This is a genomic window from Curtobacterium sp. Curtsp22, assembly GCF_059492135.1.
Genome location: NZ_CP168519.1, coordinates 3,606,498 through 3,620,982 on the forward strand (window position 1 = coordinate 3,606,498; position 14,485 = coordinate 3,620,982).

Sequence of the window (14,485 nt, forward strand, 5' to 3'; positions counted from 1 at the left end):
GAGCACTCGAGTGGCCCCGCTGCACTGGTAGCGGGGCCACTTCCAGCTTGGCCGGTCAGGCTCGGGCGGTCAGGGTGACCACGACGGCCTCGGGTCGGCAGGCGAAGCGGACCGGCGCGTAGATCGACGTGCCCAGGCCCGCAGAGACCTCGAGCCACGACCAGTGCCCACGGTGCTGCCACTTGTGCAGCCCGCTGACGTACCGACGCGGCAGGTCGCAGTTCGTGACGAGGGCACCCACGCCGGGGACCTGGACCTGTCCGCCGTGGGTGTGCCCGGCGAAGATGACGTCGGCGCCCTGGGTGACGAAGGCGTCGAGCACCCGGCGGTACGGCGCGTGGGTGATGCCGAGGGCGACGGGGGAGGGGCCGTCCTCGTCCTCCGACCAGGGCACGTCGCCGCGCATCTCGTCGACGTTGGTCGGCAGCAGGTCGAGCCGGTCCCAGTCGCGGTGGGCGTCCGACGTCCCGAAGAGCTCGAACCGCGACCCGCGGAGTTCGATGGCGTGTGCCTGGTCGTTCACGTCCAGCCAGCCGAGGGACTCGAAGAACGCCGTCTGCCGGTCGATGTCGAGCTCGACCGGACGGGTGCCGTGCTTGTGGGTGCTCGGACCGCCGAAGTACTTGAGCGGGTTGCGCGGCGTCGGCCCGTAGAAGTCGTTCGACCCGTGCGCGAACGCCCCGGGGACGCCGCGGAACGGCTCGAGCGCGTACTCCACCGCAGCGTTGGCCGTGGGGTGCCCGAGGTTGTCGCCGGTGTTGACGATGAAGTCGGGCTCGACGAGGCTCAGGTCACGCAGCCACTGCTGCTTGTCGGCCTGCCACGGCGCCATGTGGATGTCGGACAGGTGCAGCACGGTGACGTCGCGCGACCCCGGCGGGAGCACCGGGATGGTCTCCCACCGGATACCGAACCGACGTCGCTCGACGAGCGTGCCCCAGGCCGCCGACGCGGCACCGACGGCCGCGCCCGCTGCGATGACCCCCAGCGCAGCGCGACCGCGACTCACTTGCAGTCCTTGGGCGCCTTGCCGTTCTTGTCGCCGTAGAGGGTCAGCGTCACCGCGGAGTCCTTGCTCGCCGCGGCGTGCACGCCCGGGTCGACCGAGGCCACACGGCACGTCTTACCGGCGCCGCCCTTCTCGTAGGAGCCTGAGATGTTCACGTTCGTGAAGCCGAGCTGGTTGAGCTTGGAGCGGGCGGTGTCGAGCGTTGCGCCGGCGATGGCGGGCATGACGATCTGCGATCCGTCGGAGGTGTACACCGTGACGCTCGCGCCCTTCGACAGGAACGAACCGCTCGCGGGGGAGGTCGCCTTCACGGTGCCGGCCTTCTCGGAACCCGGCTGCGAGCCGCCGTCGACGTACGTGAACCCAGCGCCCGCAATTGCTGAACGGGCTTCCTCGACGGTCTTCCCCGCGACGTCGGGGATTTGGATGCTGTTCCCGCGGATCGATGACGACGACGGATCAGTGAAGGCGCCCCCCGGGTACGCGGCGTTCACCGGGGTCTGCGCCTGGCGCCAGACGTCGGCACGGACGCCGGCGTACGTGCCGTTCACACCATTGCTGAAGTGACGGAGGTTGATCTTCTTGCCGTCGGTGTTGCCCTGCCAGTACGCGGTCGCGACGCGGGTGCTCGCGCCGACGAGCCAGATCTGCTCAGCCTCGTCCGTGGTACCGGTCTTGGCGAACATCTGCGTGCCGTCGTAGGTCTGCGCGCCGCGAGCGGTACCGCTCGTGATCGTCCGCTTCATCGCGTACACCGCGGTCTGCGCGACCGCGGGGTCGATGGCCTGCTTGCAGTCCTTCGGCTGTCCGCCGAGCTGCTTACCGTCGGCGTTCGTGATCTGCTCGACCGCCACCGGGGCGCAGAAGAGGCCGTTGTTCGCGATACCGGCGTAGGCGGCGGCCATCGTGAGCGGCGCGATCTCGTTCGTACCGAGGATGAAGGACGGATTCGTGGTCAGCTCGCCGCCGTCGGCACGGTGCACGCCGAAGTTCTGCGCAACGCTCTTGATCTCGCAGAGATCGAGCTTCTGTGCCATTGAGGCGAATGCGCCGTTGATCGAACCAGCGGTGGCTCCGATGACGCTGTAGTTTCCGTTCTCGCCAGGCGAGTCGTTCGAGACGTCGAACTGCGTGTAGTCGGTTTGACCACAGATATTCCACGGCGACACCACCCGCGCCGTGCCGTTCACCGTTTCGTTGAGCCCGTGCCCGGCCTTGATCCAGTCGAGCAGTGTGAACGCCTTGAAGGTCGAACCCGTCTGGAAGCCGTTCGAGTTGCCGTACTTCTTGTCGACGCTGTAGTTCAGCGAGGTCGCGGTGGGCGGGGACTGCAGGGACTGGTCGTAGTCCTTGTTCTGCGCCATCGTCAGGATGCGTCCGGTGCCGACCTCGACCGAGTCGAGCGTGGCTCCGAGCGCGATCCGGGTCTCCGCCTTGTTGTCGTACGTGTTCAGGATCTGCTTCTGCTGCGCGTTCAGGTCGATGTCCAGCGTTGTCTGGATCTTGTACCCGCCGTTGCGCCATGCAGCATCGCGGTCCTTCTGGGTGGCGCCGAGCTGCGACATCTCCTTGACGACCTTGACCGCGTAGTCGCAGAAGAACTGCGAGCCGTCGCCGACCGAGGCGCGGCATCCCTGGGACGGCTGCGTCAGGTGGACGTAGTCCTTCGGGTTCGACTTGACGGCTTCGTCGTACTCGGCCTTCGTCAGGTGCTTCTGCGCGTACATCGACTTGAGGATGACGTTGCGGCGAGCGACGTTGGCGTCGTAGTACTTCGGGTTCGACAGGTTGCGCGTGTTCGGCGACTGCACGATCGCGAGGATCGAGGCGGCCTCGGCCGGGGTCAGGTCGGTCGCGCTCTTGTTGTAGTAGTGCTGCGCGGCGGCCTGCACGCCGTAGGTCTGGTCGCCGAAGTACGCGATGTTGAGGTACCCGGTGAGGATCTCCTTGTGGGTGTACTTCTTGGCGAGCCCGATCGCGAGCTTCATCTCCTCGAGCTTGCGGGGGATGGAGGTCTCGGTCGCTTCTTGGTAGGCCTTGAGCTGCTCTTCCTTCGTCGGGAGCTCGAGCGCCTGGTTCATCTTGATGTTGCGGACGAGCTGCATGGTCAGCGTCGACCCACCGCCCGACTCGCCGAGGCCGCCCGCGAGGGAGCCGACGCCCGCACGGACGAGCGAGGTCATGTCGACGCCGCCGTGGTCGTAGAAGCGCTTGTCCTCGCCGTCGATCGCCGCGTTCTTCAGCTGGTCGCTGATCTGGTCGAACTTCAGCTCCTGACGGTTCTGGTCGTAGACCGTCGCGAAGTGCACGCTCTTGCCGCCCTGGTACGCGTACAGCTCGTTGCGCTGCGGGAGGTCACCGATCTCGATGTACTCCGGCAGGGACTCGAACACGCCGATCGTCGACGTCGTCGTGACACCGGCGACCGCGATGGCCGGGGTGACACCGATCGTGACGAGCAGACCGGCGAGCACGCTGAAACCGACGAAACCGACGAAGGCGCCGACTGCAGAGACGGGCTTGGTCCGCGAGGCAGACGTCTTCTGGGCAGACATAGGATGCAGCCTAAACGACACCGCCGACTGAAAGGCTGGCAAGGATCTCCATGACTCGCTGGGAATACCTCACGACCCCGTTGATCATCCACAACACCACCGCCATCCTCAACAACTTCGGTGACGAGGGGTGGGAACTCGTCCAGGTCGTCACCGGCCCCGAGGGCGGACTCGTCGCCTACCTGAAGCGCCCGAAGGCCGACGCATGACCGTCGCCGACCGGCTCGCCGAGCTCGGGCTGACCCTGCCGGCGGTCGCGGCCCCCGTCGCGGCCTACGTGCCCGCCGTCGTCACCGGCCGGTACGTCTACACGGCCGGTCAGCTGCCGTTCGTGGACGGTTCGCTGCCGGTCACCGGCAAGGTGGGCGGCGCGGTCGACGCCGAGACCGCCACGGCCCAGGCGCGTGTGGCGGCACTCAACGCCCTCGCCGCCGTCGAGTCGGTCGCCGGTTCGCTCGACCGGGTCGCGCGCGTCGTCAAGGTGACGGTGTTCGTCGCGTCCGACGCGTCCTTCACCGGGCAGCCGGGCGTCGCGAACGGCGCGTCGACCCTCGTCGGCGACGTGTTCGGCGACGCCGGCGTCCACGCGCGGAGCGCGGTGGGCGTCGCCGTGCTCCCGCTGGACGCGCCGGTCGAGGTTGAGCTGGTGGTGGAACTCACCGACTGACGGACCGGCAGCAGCGCACGTCACGCGAGCCGCGCCTCCAGTCCGATCGGACAGGAGGCGCGGCTCGCGTCGTTCCTGCTACATGAGTTCCGAGATGGTCGCCATGATCGTCGGGTCGGCCAGCGTGGTCGTGTCGCCGATGCGACGGCCCTCGGCCGCGTCGCGGAGCAGGCGACGCATGATCTTGCCGGAGCGCGTCTTCGGCAGCTCGGGCACGATCACCACCTGCCGGGGCTTCGCGATGGCGCCGATCCGCTTGCCCACCCAGTTCCGGAGCTCCGCGGCGGCGGACTCACGGTCGACGTCGGCCGCCGCCTCCGACGTGAGGATGACGTAGGCGACGACCGCCTGCCCGGTCGTCTCGTCGGCGGCACCGACGACCGCGGCCTCGGCCACGCCCTCGTGCCCGACGAGGGCCGACTCGATCTCGGCCGTCGACAGGCGGTGTCCCGACACGTTCATGACGTCGTCGACCCGACCCTGGATCCAGATGTCGCCCTGGCCGTCGAGTCGGGCGCCGTCGCCCGCGAAGTACCGACCGGGGAAGCGTGACCAGTAGGTCTCGACGAAGCGGTCCGGGTCACCCCAGATGCCGCGCGCCATCGACGGCCACGGCTCGGTGATGGTGAGGTAGCCGCTCTCGCCGGGGTCGGCGCGGTGGCCGTCGTCGTCGACGATCTCGGCGACGATGCCGGGCAACGGTGTCTGGGCGGCTCCGGGCTTGAGCTTCGTGACGCCGGGGAGCGCGGAGATCATGATCGCGCCGGTCTCGGTCTGCCACCACGTGTCGACGATGGGCGTGCGGTCGTGGCCGATGACCTGGCGGTACCAGTTCCACGCCTCGGGGTTGATCGGTTCGCCGACGCTGCCGAGCAGGCGGAGGGTCCCGAGGCTGCGGGCCTCCGGGACCGCGCGGCCGGCCTTCATCGCGGCGCGGACCGCGGTCGGCGCGGTGTAGAGGACCGTGACGCCGTACGCGTCGACGATGTCCCACCAGCGGCCGGGCTTCGGCTCGTCCGGGGTGCCCTCGTAGAGCACCTGCGTGACGCCGTTCGCGAGGGGACCGTAGACGACGTAGGAGTGCCCGGTGATCCAGCCGATGTCGGCGGTGCACCAGTAGACGTCCTTCTCCGGGTGCATGTCGAACACGTTCTTGTGCGTGTACGCCGCCTGGGTCAGGTAGCCGCCGGAGGTGTGCACGATGCCCTTCGGCTTCCCGGTCGTGCCCGAGGTGTAGAGGATGAAGAGGGGCGTCTCGGCGGGGAACGCCTGCGCCTCGTGGGTGGGGTCCGCCTTCGCCAGTTCGTCGTGCCACCAGAGGTCGCGCTCGTTCCAGGCGATGTCGTTGCCGCCGCGCTTGACGACGAGGACGTGCTCGACGCTGTCGGTGCCCTCGCCCTCGAGTGCCTCGTCGACCGCGGGCTTGAGTGCTGAGACCGCGCCACGGCGCCAGCCGCCGTCGGCCGTGACGACGAGCTTCGCGCCGGCGTCCTCGATGCGGGCGCGGAGGCTCTCCGCGCTGAAACCACCGAACACGACCGAGTGCACGGCGCCGATGCGGGCGACGGCGAGCATCGTGACGACGGCCTCGGGGATGAGGGGGAGGTAGACGACGACGCGGTCGCCCTGCCCGACGCCGAGGTCGGTGAGCATGTTCGCGGCGCGCTGCACGTCGGCGGTCAGCTCGGCGTAGGTGATGCGTCGGGTGTCCCCGGGAGCGCCCTCGAAGTGGATCGCCACCCGGTCGCCGTTGCCCGCGCGGACGTGCCGGTCGAGGCAGTTCTCGGCGACGTTGAGCGTGCCGTCGGCGAACCACTTCGCGAACGGGGCTCCGGACCAGTCGAGGGTCTGGGTGAACGGCGTCCGCCAGTCGAGGAGCGCGCGGGACTGGTCCGCCCAGAACGCCTCGCGGTCGGCAGAGGCGGCCTCGTGCAGGTCCTCGTGTGCGACGGCGTCGGCGACGAACTCCGGCGACGGGGGGAACGTGGCGTCTCGGCCGGCGTCCGGGGAGTCCGGGCTGCCGGGGGCTCCGTCGTTGCGGGGGTCGGTCTGGGTCGGAGCGGACATCGATGTCCTTTCGCGTCGTTGCGGCAGGGGTGCAGTCGGAGACTACCCCTCGGCATGGGCGCGGGTCGGCGGGGGCGCGTGCGGCCGTGGCGGTCCTGTTCGCTCTGGGCGTGCAGCGCGGCACGCCGAGAAGTCGATCCGGGGGTTGCTTCCGGAGGCCGATCATGGGGTACAGTAGTTCCCGCTGGACTCGTTTCCGGCGGCAACGGTTCGGATTCCCCCCAATCCACCGATGTCAAGGCGGCACCTGTTCCCCCCAACCGGTGCCGCCTCTTCTCGTTTCCGGGCCGGTTCGTGCCACGGTCGACCGCGCTCGGGGTCGGCGACACGCGTCGATCCGCGCGGGCATGCCGAAGCGTGGACAGACCTGTCCATGCTCCTGCATCGAACCGCGCTGTGGGTTGTTCGACACGTGTTGCACAATCGAACTCGGTACCGCTGGGCGTGTGGTGGCGTCCGGGCGTTCCAGCACTGGGACACCGACTGGGGTACGGCATTGCGTGCCGGGGTACAAAACGGTCCGTTGCTCGCCGAGCGGGCAGCTCTCCACAGGAGGTGGAGTGGACCTCCGAGCGGCGACGGCCGCTCCCTACTCTCTGGTCGCATGCACCGACACCGTGCCGACGCCCCGTTCCTGCCCGGCGCCACGCGACCGATCCGGAGTCGGGACGTCGTCGCCGCCGAGTTCGAGGAGCTCGCCGCGCTCGTCGGCGACGCGGGCGTCACCGACGTGCTCGTGGTCGGCGGCCGCGGGACGTGGGTCGACCGGGGGCGCGGGCTCGAACGAGCCGGCCCCGAGCTGCCCGAGCGGCGGGTGCGGGAACTCGCGACCGAACTCGTGGCACGGGGCGGGCGGCACGTCGACGAGACCACGCCCTGCGTCGACGTCCGCCACGGCGACGGCATCCGCGTGCACGTCGTGCTCGCACCCGTCTCCGTCGGCGGGACCGCGGTCTCGATCCGACTGCCCGCGCCGACCCGGCCGACCCTGCAGTCGCTCGAGGCGCTCGGAGCGTTCGCGCGCGTCCCTCGGTCGGTCCTCGAGCGAGCGGTCGACGAGCGCCGCAACGTGCTCGTCACCGGCGCGACCGGGAGCGGCAAGACCACCATGCTCGCCGCGATGCTGGCGGCCGTCCCGCCCGACGAGCGGATCGTCACCGTCGAGGACGTCGCCGAACTCCGGATCGACCACCCGCACGTCGTCACGCTCGAGGCCCGGCAGGCGAACGCCGAGGGCGCCGGCGCGCTCGGCCTCGACCGGCTGGTCCGCGAAGCGCTCCGCATGCGGCCAGACCGCATCGTCGTCGGGGAGTGCCGGGGCGCCGAGGTCCGCGAGCTCCTCTCCGCCCTGAACACCGGGCACGACGGGGGAGCGGGGACCGTGCACGCCAACGGGATCGCCGACGTGGCGGCGCGGCTCGAGGCACTCGGCGCGCTCGCCGGGCTCGGTCCGGAGGCGCTCGCCCGGCAGGCGGTCAGTGCGCTCGACCTGGTGGTGCACGTCGAGCGGCACGCGGGGCGGCGCCGGTTGGGAGCGGTGGGCACGTTGCGTGTCGGGCCGGACGGGAGGCTCGTGGTCCGTCCGGTGGACCGGTCGCGGTGAGACGATCGGTGCGCCCAAGGCACGCGGCCCTCGACCCAGCGGCGGCGGCCCGGACGCTGGACCGGGTCGCGACGCTCGTCGCCGCCGGCGTCCCGCCCACCCGGGCGTGGGCACTGGTGGGCGGCTTCCCGAAGGACGCCGGTCCCGCGTGGCAGGACGTCGCCGCCGTGCTCCGCGTCGCCGAACACACCGGGGCACCGTCGGCGGGCACCGTCCGCGCACTCGCCGGAGCGCTCCGGCGGTCGGCGGCATCGGACCGCGCTGTCCTCGTGGCACTCGCCGGTCCACGAGCGAGCGCCCGGGTGGTGCTCGCGCTGCCGCTGCTCGGCCTCGCGCTCGGGTCGACCTGGGGATCGGGGGCCGTCCAGGTGCTCGTGGCGTCGCCGGTCGGCTGGACCTGCGTCGTCCTCTCCACCGTGCTCGTCGTGCTGGGGCGGGCGTGGACCGCGCGCCTCGTCCGTGCGGCGACGCCCGATGGGCACCTGCCGGGCGTGCTGCTCGACGCGTGGGCGGTCGCGGTGTCCGGTGGTGGGTCGTGGGTGGACGGGGGAGCGGCCGTGCGGACCGCCTTCGCCGACCGACCGTGCCGTGCCGCGGACGGCGAACACCTCCGGGAGGTCCTCGCACTCGCGCAGCGTGCCGGGGTCCCGGCGGCGTCGCTCCTCCGCGCGGCTGCCGAGGACGTCCGCGACGACGTCGCTGCCGCGGGCCTCGCCGCCGCGGAACGACTCGCGGTCCGGCTCGTCCTGCCGCTCGGGGTGTGCGTCCTCCCCGCCTTCGTGCTCGTCGGGGTCGTCCCGGTGGTGGTCGGGGTCCTCTCCTCCACCGTCGTCGACGTCGGGTGACCCTCCACAGATCCGGTGACCGGTCCCGTGCCGAGGGCGGCCCGCGGCGAGGCTGGTCGCATCGCATCGCATCGCATCGCACCGCATCAGGAAGGACAGTCACATGACCGACTCACCCAGCACGCACCGCCAGCCCCTCGGCGCCCGACTCCGGCGACGACTCGACGACGACCGTGGATCGGCGACGGCCGAGTACGCGGTCGTGATCCTCGCCGCCGTCGCGTTCGCCGGGGTCCTCGTCGCCGTGATGCGCTCCGGAGAAGTGCAGAGCATCCTCACGGAACTCGTCCGCGGTGCCCTGTCCCTCTGACCCGCGCACGGCTGACCCGCGCCCGGCGGCGGACCGGGAGCGCGGCACCGTGAGCGTCGAGTTCGCGGTCGTGCTCCCCGTCGTGGCAATCGTCCTGACCTCGCTCGTCGCCGCGGTGCTCGTCGTCGACGGTCTCGGTCGCCTCCAGCTCGCGGCGGCCACGGCGGCGCGAGCGTTCGGTCGGGGGGACGACGACGCCGGGCGCGCAGCCCTCGAGCACCTCGCACCCGGGGCCGGCATGACGGTGCACCGTGACGGCGGCGTCGTCTGCGTCCGGGCAGCACGAGGGGCCGCGGGGCCGTTCGAGGCCGTCCCGCTCCGTGCCACCGGCTGCGCTGCGGAGGACGGACGGTGAACGAGCGCGGATCCGCCACGGTCCTCCTCACGGCGGTCGTCGGCGTCGTCCTCGTCGTCCTGACGGCGGCGCTCGCCGGAGCCGGACTGCGCGTGGCCACGATCCGCGCCCAGGCCGCTGCCGACGCCTCGGCGCTCGCCGCCGCGGCGGCCCTCGTCGGGCTCGTCCCGGGCGAACCCTGCTCCGCCGCGACGCGCGTGGCAGCGCGGAACCAGGCAGCCCTCGACACCTGCGGCACGGCTGCCTCCGCCGCCCGGGTCCGGGTCGTGGTCGGCGGCGGACCGTTCGCCGTGGGCGCAGTCGCAGTCGCCGGTCCGGCGGACGACCAGCCCGAACACTATGTGTATGGTGTGCCTGTCGGCCCCCGGTCATCGGTGCCCCGGTCGACCCGGACGCGCTCGTCGTCCAGGGCCGACGCGCACCATCGATCAAGGAGACACGTGCCAGGCACGAAGAAGCTCGTCATCGTCGAGAGCCCCGCGAAGGCCAAGACGATCGCGCAATACCTCGGTGACGGATACGAGGTCCAGGCGTCCGTCGGACACATCCGGGACCTCGTCGAGCCCAAGAACCTGCCGGCGGAGCTCAAGAAGGGCTCGCTCGGCAAGTTCTCGGTGGACGTCGACAACGGCTTCGAGCCCTACTACGTCGTCTCGGACGCGAAGAAGAAGACCGTCTCCGAGCTGAAGCGTGCGCTCAAGGAAGCCGACGAGCTCTACCTCGCAACTGATGAGGACCGCGAAGGCGAGGCCATCGCGTGGCACCTGCTGCAGGTCCTCAAGCCCAAGGTGCCGGTCAAGCGCATGGTCTTCCACGAGATCACGAAGGAGGCGATCCAGCGCGCGCAGGAAGCCACCCGTGAGCTCGACACCGCGCTCGTCGACGCGCAGGAGACCCGCCGCATCCTCGACCGTCTCTACGGGTACGAGGTCTCGCCCGTGCTCTGGCGCAAGATCGGTCCGGGGCTCTCGGCCGGTCGCGTGCAGTCCGCTGCCACGCGTCTCGTCGTCGACCGTGAGCGCGAACGCCTCGCGTTCGTGTCCGCCAACTACTGGGACCTCAGCGCGCGCTTCGAGAAGGAGGGCGACGCCGCCTTCACCGCTCGACTCGCGCGGGTCCAGGGGACCCGCGTCGCCTCCGGTCGTGACTTCGACGACCGCGGTGCCCTGAAGGGCGAGGCCGTCCGCCTCGACGAAGCCGCCGCGGCCGCGCTCACCACCGTGCTCGAGCGTGCCGGTGACGCCACCGTCCGCAGCGTCGAGTCGAAGCCCTACACGCGCCGCCCGGCAGCGCCGTTCACGACGTCGACCATGCAGCAGGAAGCAGCGCGCAAGCTCCGCCTCTCGCCGCGACAGACCGCACGTGCGGCGCAGACGCTGTACGAGAACGGCTACATCACCTACATCCGTACGGACTCGGTCAACCTGTCGAAGCAGGCGCTCGACGCCGCTCGCAAGCAGGCAGCAGACCTCTACGGCGCCGCGACCGTGCCGGACAAGCCGCGCGTCTACGCGAGCAAGAGCAAGAACGCGCAGGAAGCGCACGAGGCGATCCGCCCCGCCGGCGACACCTTCCGCACCCCGTCGCAGCTCGAGGGGACGCTGACCGGTGTCGAGTGGCGCCTCTACGACCTCATCTGGAAGCGCACCATCGCGTCGCAGATGGCGGACGCCAAGGGCTCCACGGCGTCGATCGTGCTCGGCATCTCCTCCGAGGAGACCGTCGAGGGCATCCCGGCCACGGCGAACGGCACCGACGCCGAGTTCACGGCGTCCGGCACGGTCATCACCTTCCGCGGGTTCCTCAACGCCTACGAAGAGGGCAAGGACGAGGACCGCCACGAGTCCTCGGACCGCTCGGGCAACGACGTGGCGCTGCCGGACGTCAAGGAAGGCGAGCACCTCGCCGTCGACGACGTCGTCGCGAAGGGGCACGACACCACCCCGCCGCCGCGCTACACCGAGGCGAGCCTCATCAAGACGCTCGAAGACCTCGACATCGGTCGCCCGTCGACCTTCCCGACGATCAGCCCGACGATCATCGACCGCGGCTACGTGTCGCTGCGCGGGACCCAGCTCGTGCCGAACTGGATCGCGTTCAGCGTGGTCCGGCTGCTCGAGGAGTACTTCGGTGACCTCGTGCAGTACCAGTTCACGGCCGACATGGAGGCCGACCTCGACCGGATCGCGAACGGCGACGCCGACCGGGTCGACTGGCTCAAGGAGTTCTACTTCGGTGGTGGTGACCAGCGCGGGCTCCGCACGGTCATCGACAACCTCGGCGAGATCGATGCGCGCGAGATCAACTCCGTCGAACTGGCGCCGGGGCTGACCCTCCGCATCGGTCGCTACGGCCCCTACATCGAGGTGCCGAGCGACGACCCCGAGAAGCCCCGTCGCGTCAACGTGCCCGAGGACCTCGCTCCCGACGAGCTCACCGCCGAGAAGGCCCGCGAGCTCGTGGACGCCCCGGTGCTCGGGGACCGCGTCGTCGGCATCAACCCCGAGACCGGAAAAGAGGTCCTCGCGAAGGACGGCCGGTTCGGTCCGTACGTGACCGAGCGCACCCCGGAGCCGGAACCCGCGGTCGACGCCGCGACGGGCGAGGTGCTCGACGCGCAGGCCACGCCGGCCGCCGCCGAGGCGGAGCCCGCAGCGAAGACCACCGCGAAGGGTGCCGCGAAGAAGGCACCGGCGAAGAAGACCACGAAGAAGCCCGCGGCGCCCAAGGAGCGCACGGCGTCCCTCTTCAAGTCGATGGACCCGCAGACGGTCGACCTCGAGACGGCGCTGAAGCTGCTCGACCTGCCGCGGGTCGTCGGCAAGGACCCCGAGTCCGGCGACGACATCACCGCGCAGAACGGCCGGTACGGTCCGTACCTCAAGAAGGGCACGGACACCCGGACCCTGCCGGGCGAGGACGCGATCTTCGACATCGACCTCCCCGGTGCGCTCGAGCTCTTCGCCCAGCCCAAGTACGGCGGCCGCAGCTCGGCGAGCGCAGCGCTCAAGGAGTTCGACGCCGACCCGGTGTCCGGCAAGCCGATCAAGATGAAGGACGGACGGTTCGGTCCGTACGTCACGGACGGCGAGACCAACGCGACGATCCCGCGCGGCGAGGACGTCGAGGCCGTCGACCACGCCCGCGCCGTGCAGCTCATCGCGGACAAGCGCGCCAAGGGACCGGTGAAGAAGAAGGCACCGGCGCGGAAGCCGGCGGCCAAGAAGAAGTGACCGGCCGGTTCATCACGCTCGAGGGCGGCGACGGCGCGGGCAAGACGACCCAGGCGGAGCTGCTGACGGCCTGGCTCGAGGAGCACAGCCGGACCGTGGTGCGGACCCGTGAACCGGGCGGCACCGACCTCGGCACGCGGATCCGCGAGATCGTCCTGCACGAGCGCGGCCACGTCGCGCCTCGAGCCGAGGCCCTGCTCTACGCGGCCGATCGCGCGCACCACGTCGAGACCCTCGTCCGCCCCGCCATCGCTCGCGGCGACGTGGTGCTGCAGGACCGGTACATCGACTCCTCGGTGGCGTACCAGGGGGTCGCGCGCGGCCTCGGCGCCGAGCACATCCGTTCGGTGTCGGACTGGGCGTCGGACGGGCTCACTCCGGACCGCACGATCCTGCTCGACCTCGACGTCACCGTCGGGCGTGCGCGGGTGGCCGCGGCGCGCGGCGACACCTTCGACCGACTCGAGTCCGAGGCCGAGACGTTCCACGAGACGGTCCGCCAGGCGTTCCTCGACATGGCTGCCGCCGAGCCCGAGCGCTTCCTCGTGGTGGACGCGTCCGCCCCGGCCGCGGACGTCCAGCGCGCGATCCGTGCCGCGGTCGCTCCACTGGTCGGGATCGTCGAGGGATGACGGTGGCGGCTGGCAGGATGATCCCGTGAGCGTGTGGGACGGCCTGACAGGGCAAGAGGAAGCGGTCGCGTCGCTCCGCAACGCGGCCGAGTCGCCCGACGGCACCGGTGGCATGACGCACTCGTGGCTGATCACCGGGCCTCCCGGGTCCGGCCGGTCGAACGTCGCGTCCGCCTTCGCCGCCGCACTCGTCGGGAACGGTCCGGACGACGACCACACGCTCCAGCAGATCACCGCGAAGACCCACCCGGACGTCTCGGTCCTGTCCACGCAGCGGGTCATCATCACCATCGACGAGATCCGGCAGCTCGTCACGTCGTCGCACTACTCGCCCTCCGTCGGCCGGTACCGCGTGGTGATCATCGAGGACGCGGACCGCATGACGGAACGCACGTCGAACCTGCTCCTCAAGGCGCTCGAGGAACCGCCGGAGCGCACCGTGTGGATCCTCTGCGCCCCGAGCGAGGCCGACCTGCTGCCGACGATCCGGTCGCGCGTGCGGTCGGTCCGCCTCCGCGTGCCGGGCATCGAGTCCGTCGCAGACCTGCTCGTCGCGCGGACCGGTGTGGACCGCGTCCTCGCGATGGACGCCGCACGCCAGGCGCAGAGCCACATCGGCATGGCACAGCGTCTGGCGACCAGCGAGGACGCCCGCGACCGTCGACGCCGCACGCTGAGCACGGTGCTCGGCGTCCGGACCGTCGGAGACGCCGTGATGGCCGCCGCCGACCTGCTCGCCGTCGCCGACGAGGACGCCAAGGCGATCACGCAGCAGCGCGACGCCGAGGAACGTGACGCCGCGATGCGCTCGCTCGGCATCGAGCCCGGCGGCACGATCCCGCCGGCACTCCGTTCGCAGCTGCGCCTGCTCGAGGAAGACCAGAAGCGTCGGGCGACGCGGAGCCTCCGGGACGGGCTGGACCGGATCCTCGTGGACGTCTCGTCGCTCTACCGTGACCTGTTGCTGCTCGGGCTCGGGGCACCGGCGGAACCGGTGAACCTCGCGATGCGGGAACAGCTCGACCACGCACTGCAGTCGGTGACCCCGGCCGCTGCGCTCGAGGTGCTCGACGCCATCGCGCTCGCTCGGCAGCGCATCGCCGCGAACGTGGCGGCCCTCCTCGCGCTCGAGGCGCTGCTCGTCACCATCGCCCGCGCGCGCCGCTGACCCGCGCCCTGGGCGGGACCACCTGCCCGAGGTGCGACGCA

General features: G+C 71.0%; 11 protein-coding genes and 1 pseudogene. 9 read left to right on the forward strand and 3 right to left on the reverse strand.

Annotation, left to right across the window (positions count from 1 at the left end):
- Positions 1 to 55: 55 nt before the first annotated feature.
- Together ACEN8D_RS17500 and ACEN8D_RS17505 are read right to left on the reverse strand one after the other, a co-directional pair.
- Positions 56 to 1,009 carry a metallophosphoesterase gene (locus tag ACEN8D_RS17500; protein WP_309779983.1) on the reverse strand — a complete coding sequence of 318 codons (954 nt, stop codon included), beginning with the start codon at positions 1,007 to 1,009 and terminating at the stop codon, positions 56 to 58.
- Complete coding sequence (locus ACEN8D_RS17505) at positions 1,006 to 3,564, reverse strand: transglycosylase domain-containing protein (protein ID WP_309779982.1); 2,559 nt, start codon at positions 3,562 to 3,564, stop codon at positions 1,006 to 1,008. The genes ACEN8D_RS17500 and ACEN8D_RS17505 overlap by 4 nt, the downstream gene beginning before the upstream one ends.
- Positions 3,565 to 3,614: 50 nt before the next feature.
- On the opposite strand from ACEN8D_RS17505, the pseudogene sp36 reads away from it, so the two are divergent.
- Positions 3,615 to 3,758 (forward strand): annotated as a pseudogene (sp36, locus tag ACEN8D_RS17510) (Sp36 family protein); the annotation flags it as partial.
- An 11-nt stretch (positions 3,759 to 3,769) separates the two neighbouring features.
- Positions 3,770 to 4,231: a RidA family protein gene (locus tag ACEN8D_RS17515; RefSeq protein WP_309886408.1), complete on the forward strand. Its 462-nt coding sequence runs from the start codon at positions 3,770 to 3,772 to the stop codon at positions 4,229 to 4,231.
- 78 nt (positions 4,232 to 4,309) lie between these two features.
- Here the strand turns inward: ACEN8D_RS17515 and acs are convergent, their stop codons facing one another.
- Positions 4,310 to 6,298, reverse strand: a complete 1,989-nt coding sequence (acs, locus tag ACEN8D_RS17520; RefSeq protein WP_413399757.1) for an acetate--CoA ligase — start codon at positions 6,296 to 6,298, stop codon at positions 4,310 to 4,312.
- 604 nt (positions 6,299 to 6,902) lie between these two features.
- Between acs and ACEN8D_RS17525 the strand changes: the two genes are divergently transcribed.
- The 7 genes from ACEN8D_RS17525 to ACEN8D_RS17555 all read left to right on the forward strand — a co-directional run bounded on the left by ACEN8D_RS17525 (position 6,903) and on the right by ACEN8D_RS17555 (position 14,444).
- Positions 6,903 to 7,901, forward strand: coding sequence for a TadA family conjugal transfer-associated ATPase (locus ACEN8D_RS17525; protein WP_413399758.1), 999 nt, complete (start codon positions 6,903 to 6,905; stop codon positions 7,899 to 7,901).
- 8 nt (positions 7,902 to 7,909) lie between these two features.
- Positions 7,910 to 8,746, forward strand: a complete 837-nt coding sequence (locus ACEN8D_RS17530; protein ID WP_413461574.1) for a hypothetical protein — start codon at positions 7,910 to 7,912, stop codon at positions 8,744 to 8,746.
- A gap of 103 nt (positions 8,747 to 8,849) precedes the next feature.
- On the forward strand, positions 8,850 to 9,056 hold the full coding sequence (locus ACEN8D_RS17535; RefSeq protein ID WP_071295957.1) for a DUF4244 domain-containing protein: 207 nt from the start codon (positions 8,850 to 8,852) through the stop codon (positions 9,054 to 9,056).
- Between the two features lie 49 nt (positions 9,057 to 9,105).
- Positions 9,106 to 9,411 carry a TadE family type IV pilus minor pilin gene (locus tag ACEN8D_RS17540; RefSeq protein ID WP_413399245.1) on the forward strand — a complete coding sequence of 102 codons (306 nt, stop codon included), beginning with the start codon at positions 9,106 to 9,108 and terminating at the stop codon, positions 9,409 to 9,411.
- 440 nt (positions 9,412 to 9,851) lie between these two features.
- A complete protein-coding gene (topA, locus tag ACEN8D_RS17545; RefSeq protein ID WP_413399249.1) occupies positions 9,852 to 12,644 on the forward strand; it encodes a type I DNA topoisomerase in 2,793 nt (930 codons plus the stop codon).
- Entirely contained in the window at positions 12,641 to 13,276 is a 636-nt protein-coding gene (gene tmk, locus ACEN8D_RS17550) for a dTMP kinase (RefSeq protein ID WP_413399246.1), read from the forward strand. Before topA ends, tmk begins: the two co-directional genes overlap by 4 nt.
- Before the next feature lie 25 nt (positions 13,277 to 13,301).
- The gene (locus ACEN8D_RS17555; RefSeq protein ID WP_413399247.1) at positions 13,302 to 14,444 is read left to right on the forward strand and encodes a DNA polymerase III subunit delta'; all 1,143 of its coding nucleotides are present in this window, start codon (positions 13,302 to 13,304) and stop codon (positions 14,442 to 14,444) included.
- Positions 14,445 to 14,485: the final 41 nt, after the last annotated feature.

Coding starts and splice junctions, on each gene's coding strand:
- ACEN8D_RS17505 (WP_309779982.1), bottom strand. CDS start 3,564: ATGTCTGCCCAGAAGACGTCTGCCTCGCGGACCAAGCCCGTCTCTGCA.
- ACEN8D_RS17515 (WP_309886408.1), top strand. CDS start 3,770: ATGACCGTCGCCGACCGGCTCGCCGAGCTCGGGCTGACCCTGCCGGCG.
- acs (WP_413399757.1), bottom strand. CDS start 6,298: ATGTCCGCTCCGACCCAGACCGACCCCCGCAACGACGGAGCCCCCGGC.
- ACEN8D_RS17525 (WP_413399758.1), top strand. CDS start 6,903: ATGCACCGACACCGTGCCGACGCCCCGTTCCTGCCCGGCGCCACGCGA.
- ACEN8D_RS17535 (WP_071295957.1), top strand. CDS start 8,850: ATGACCGACTCACCCAGCACGCACCGCCAGCCCCTCGGCGCCCGACTC.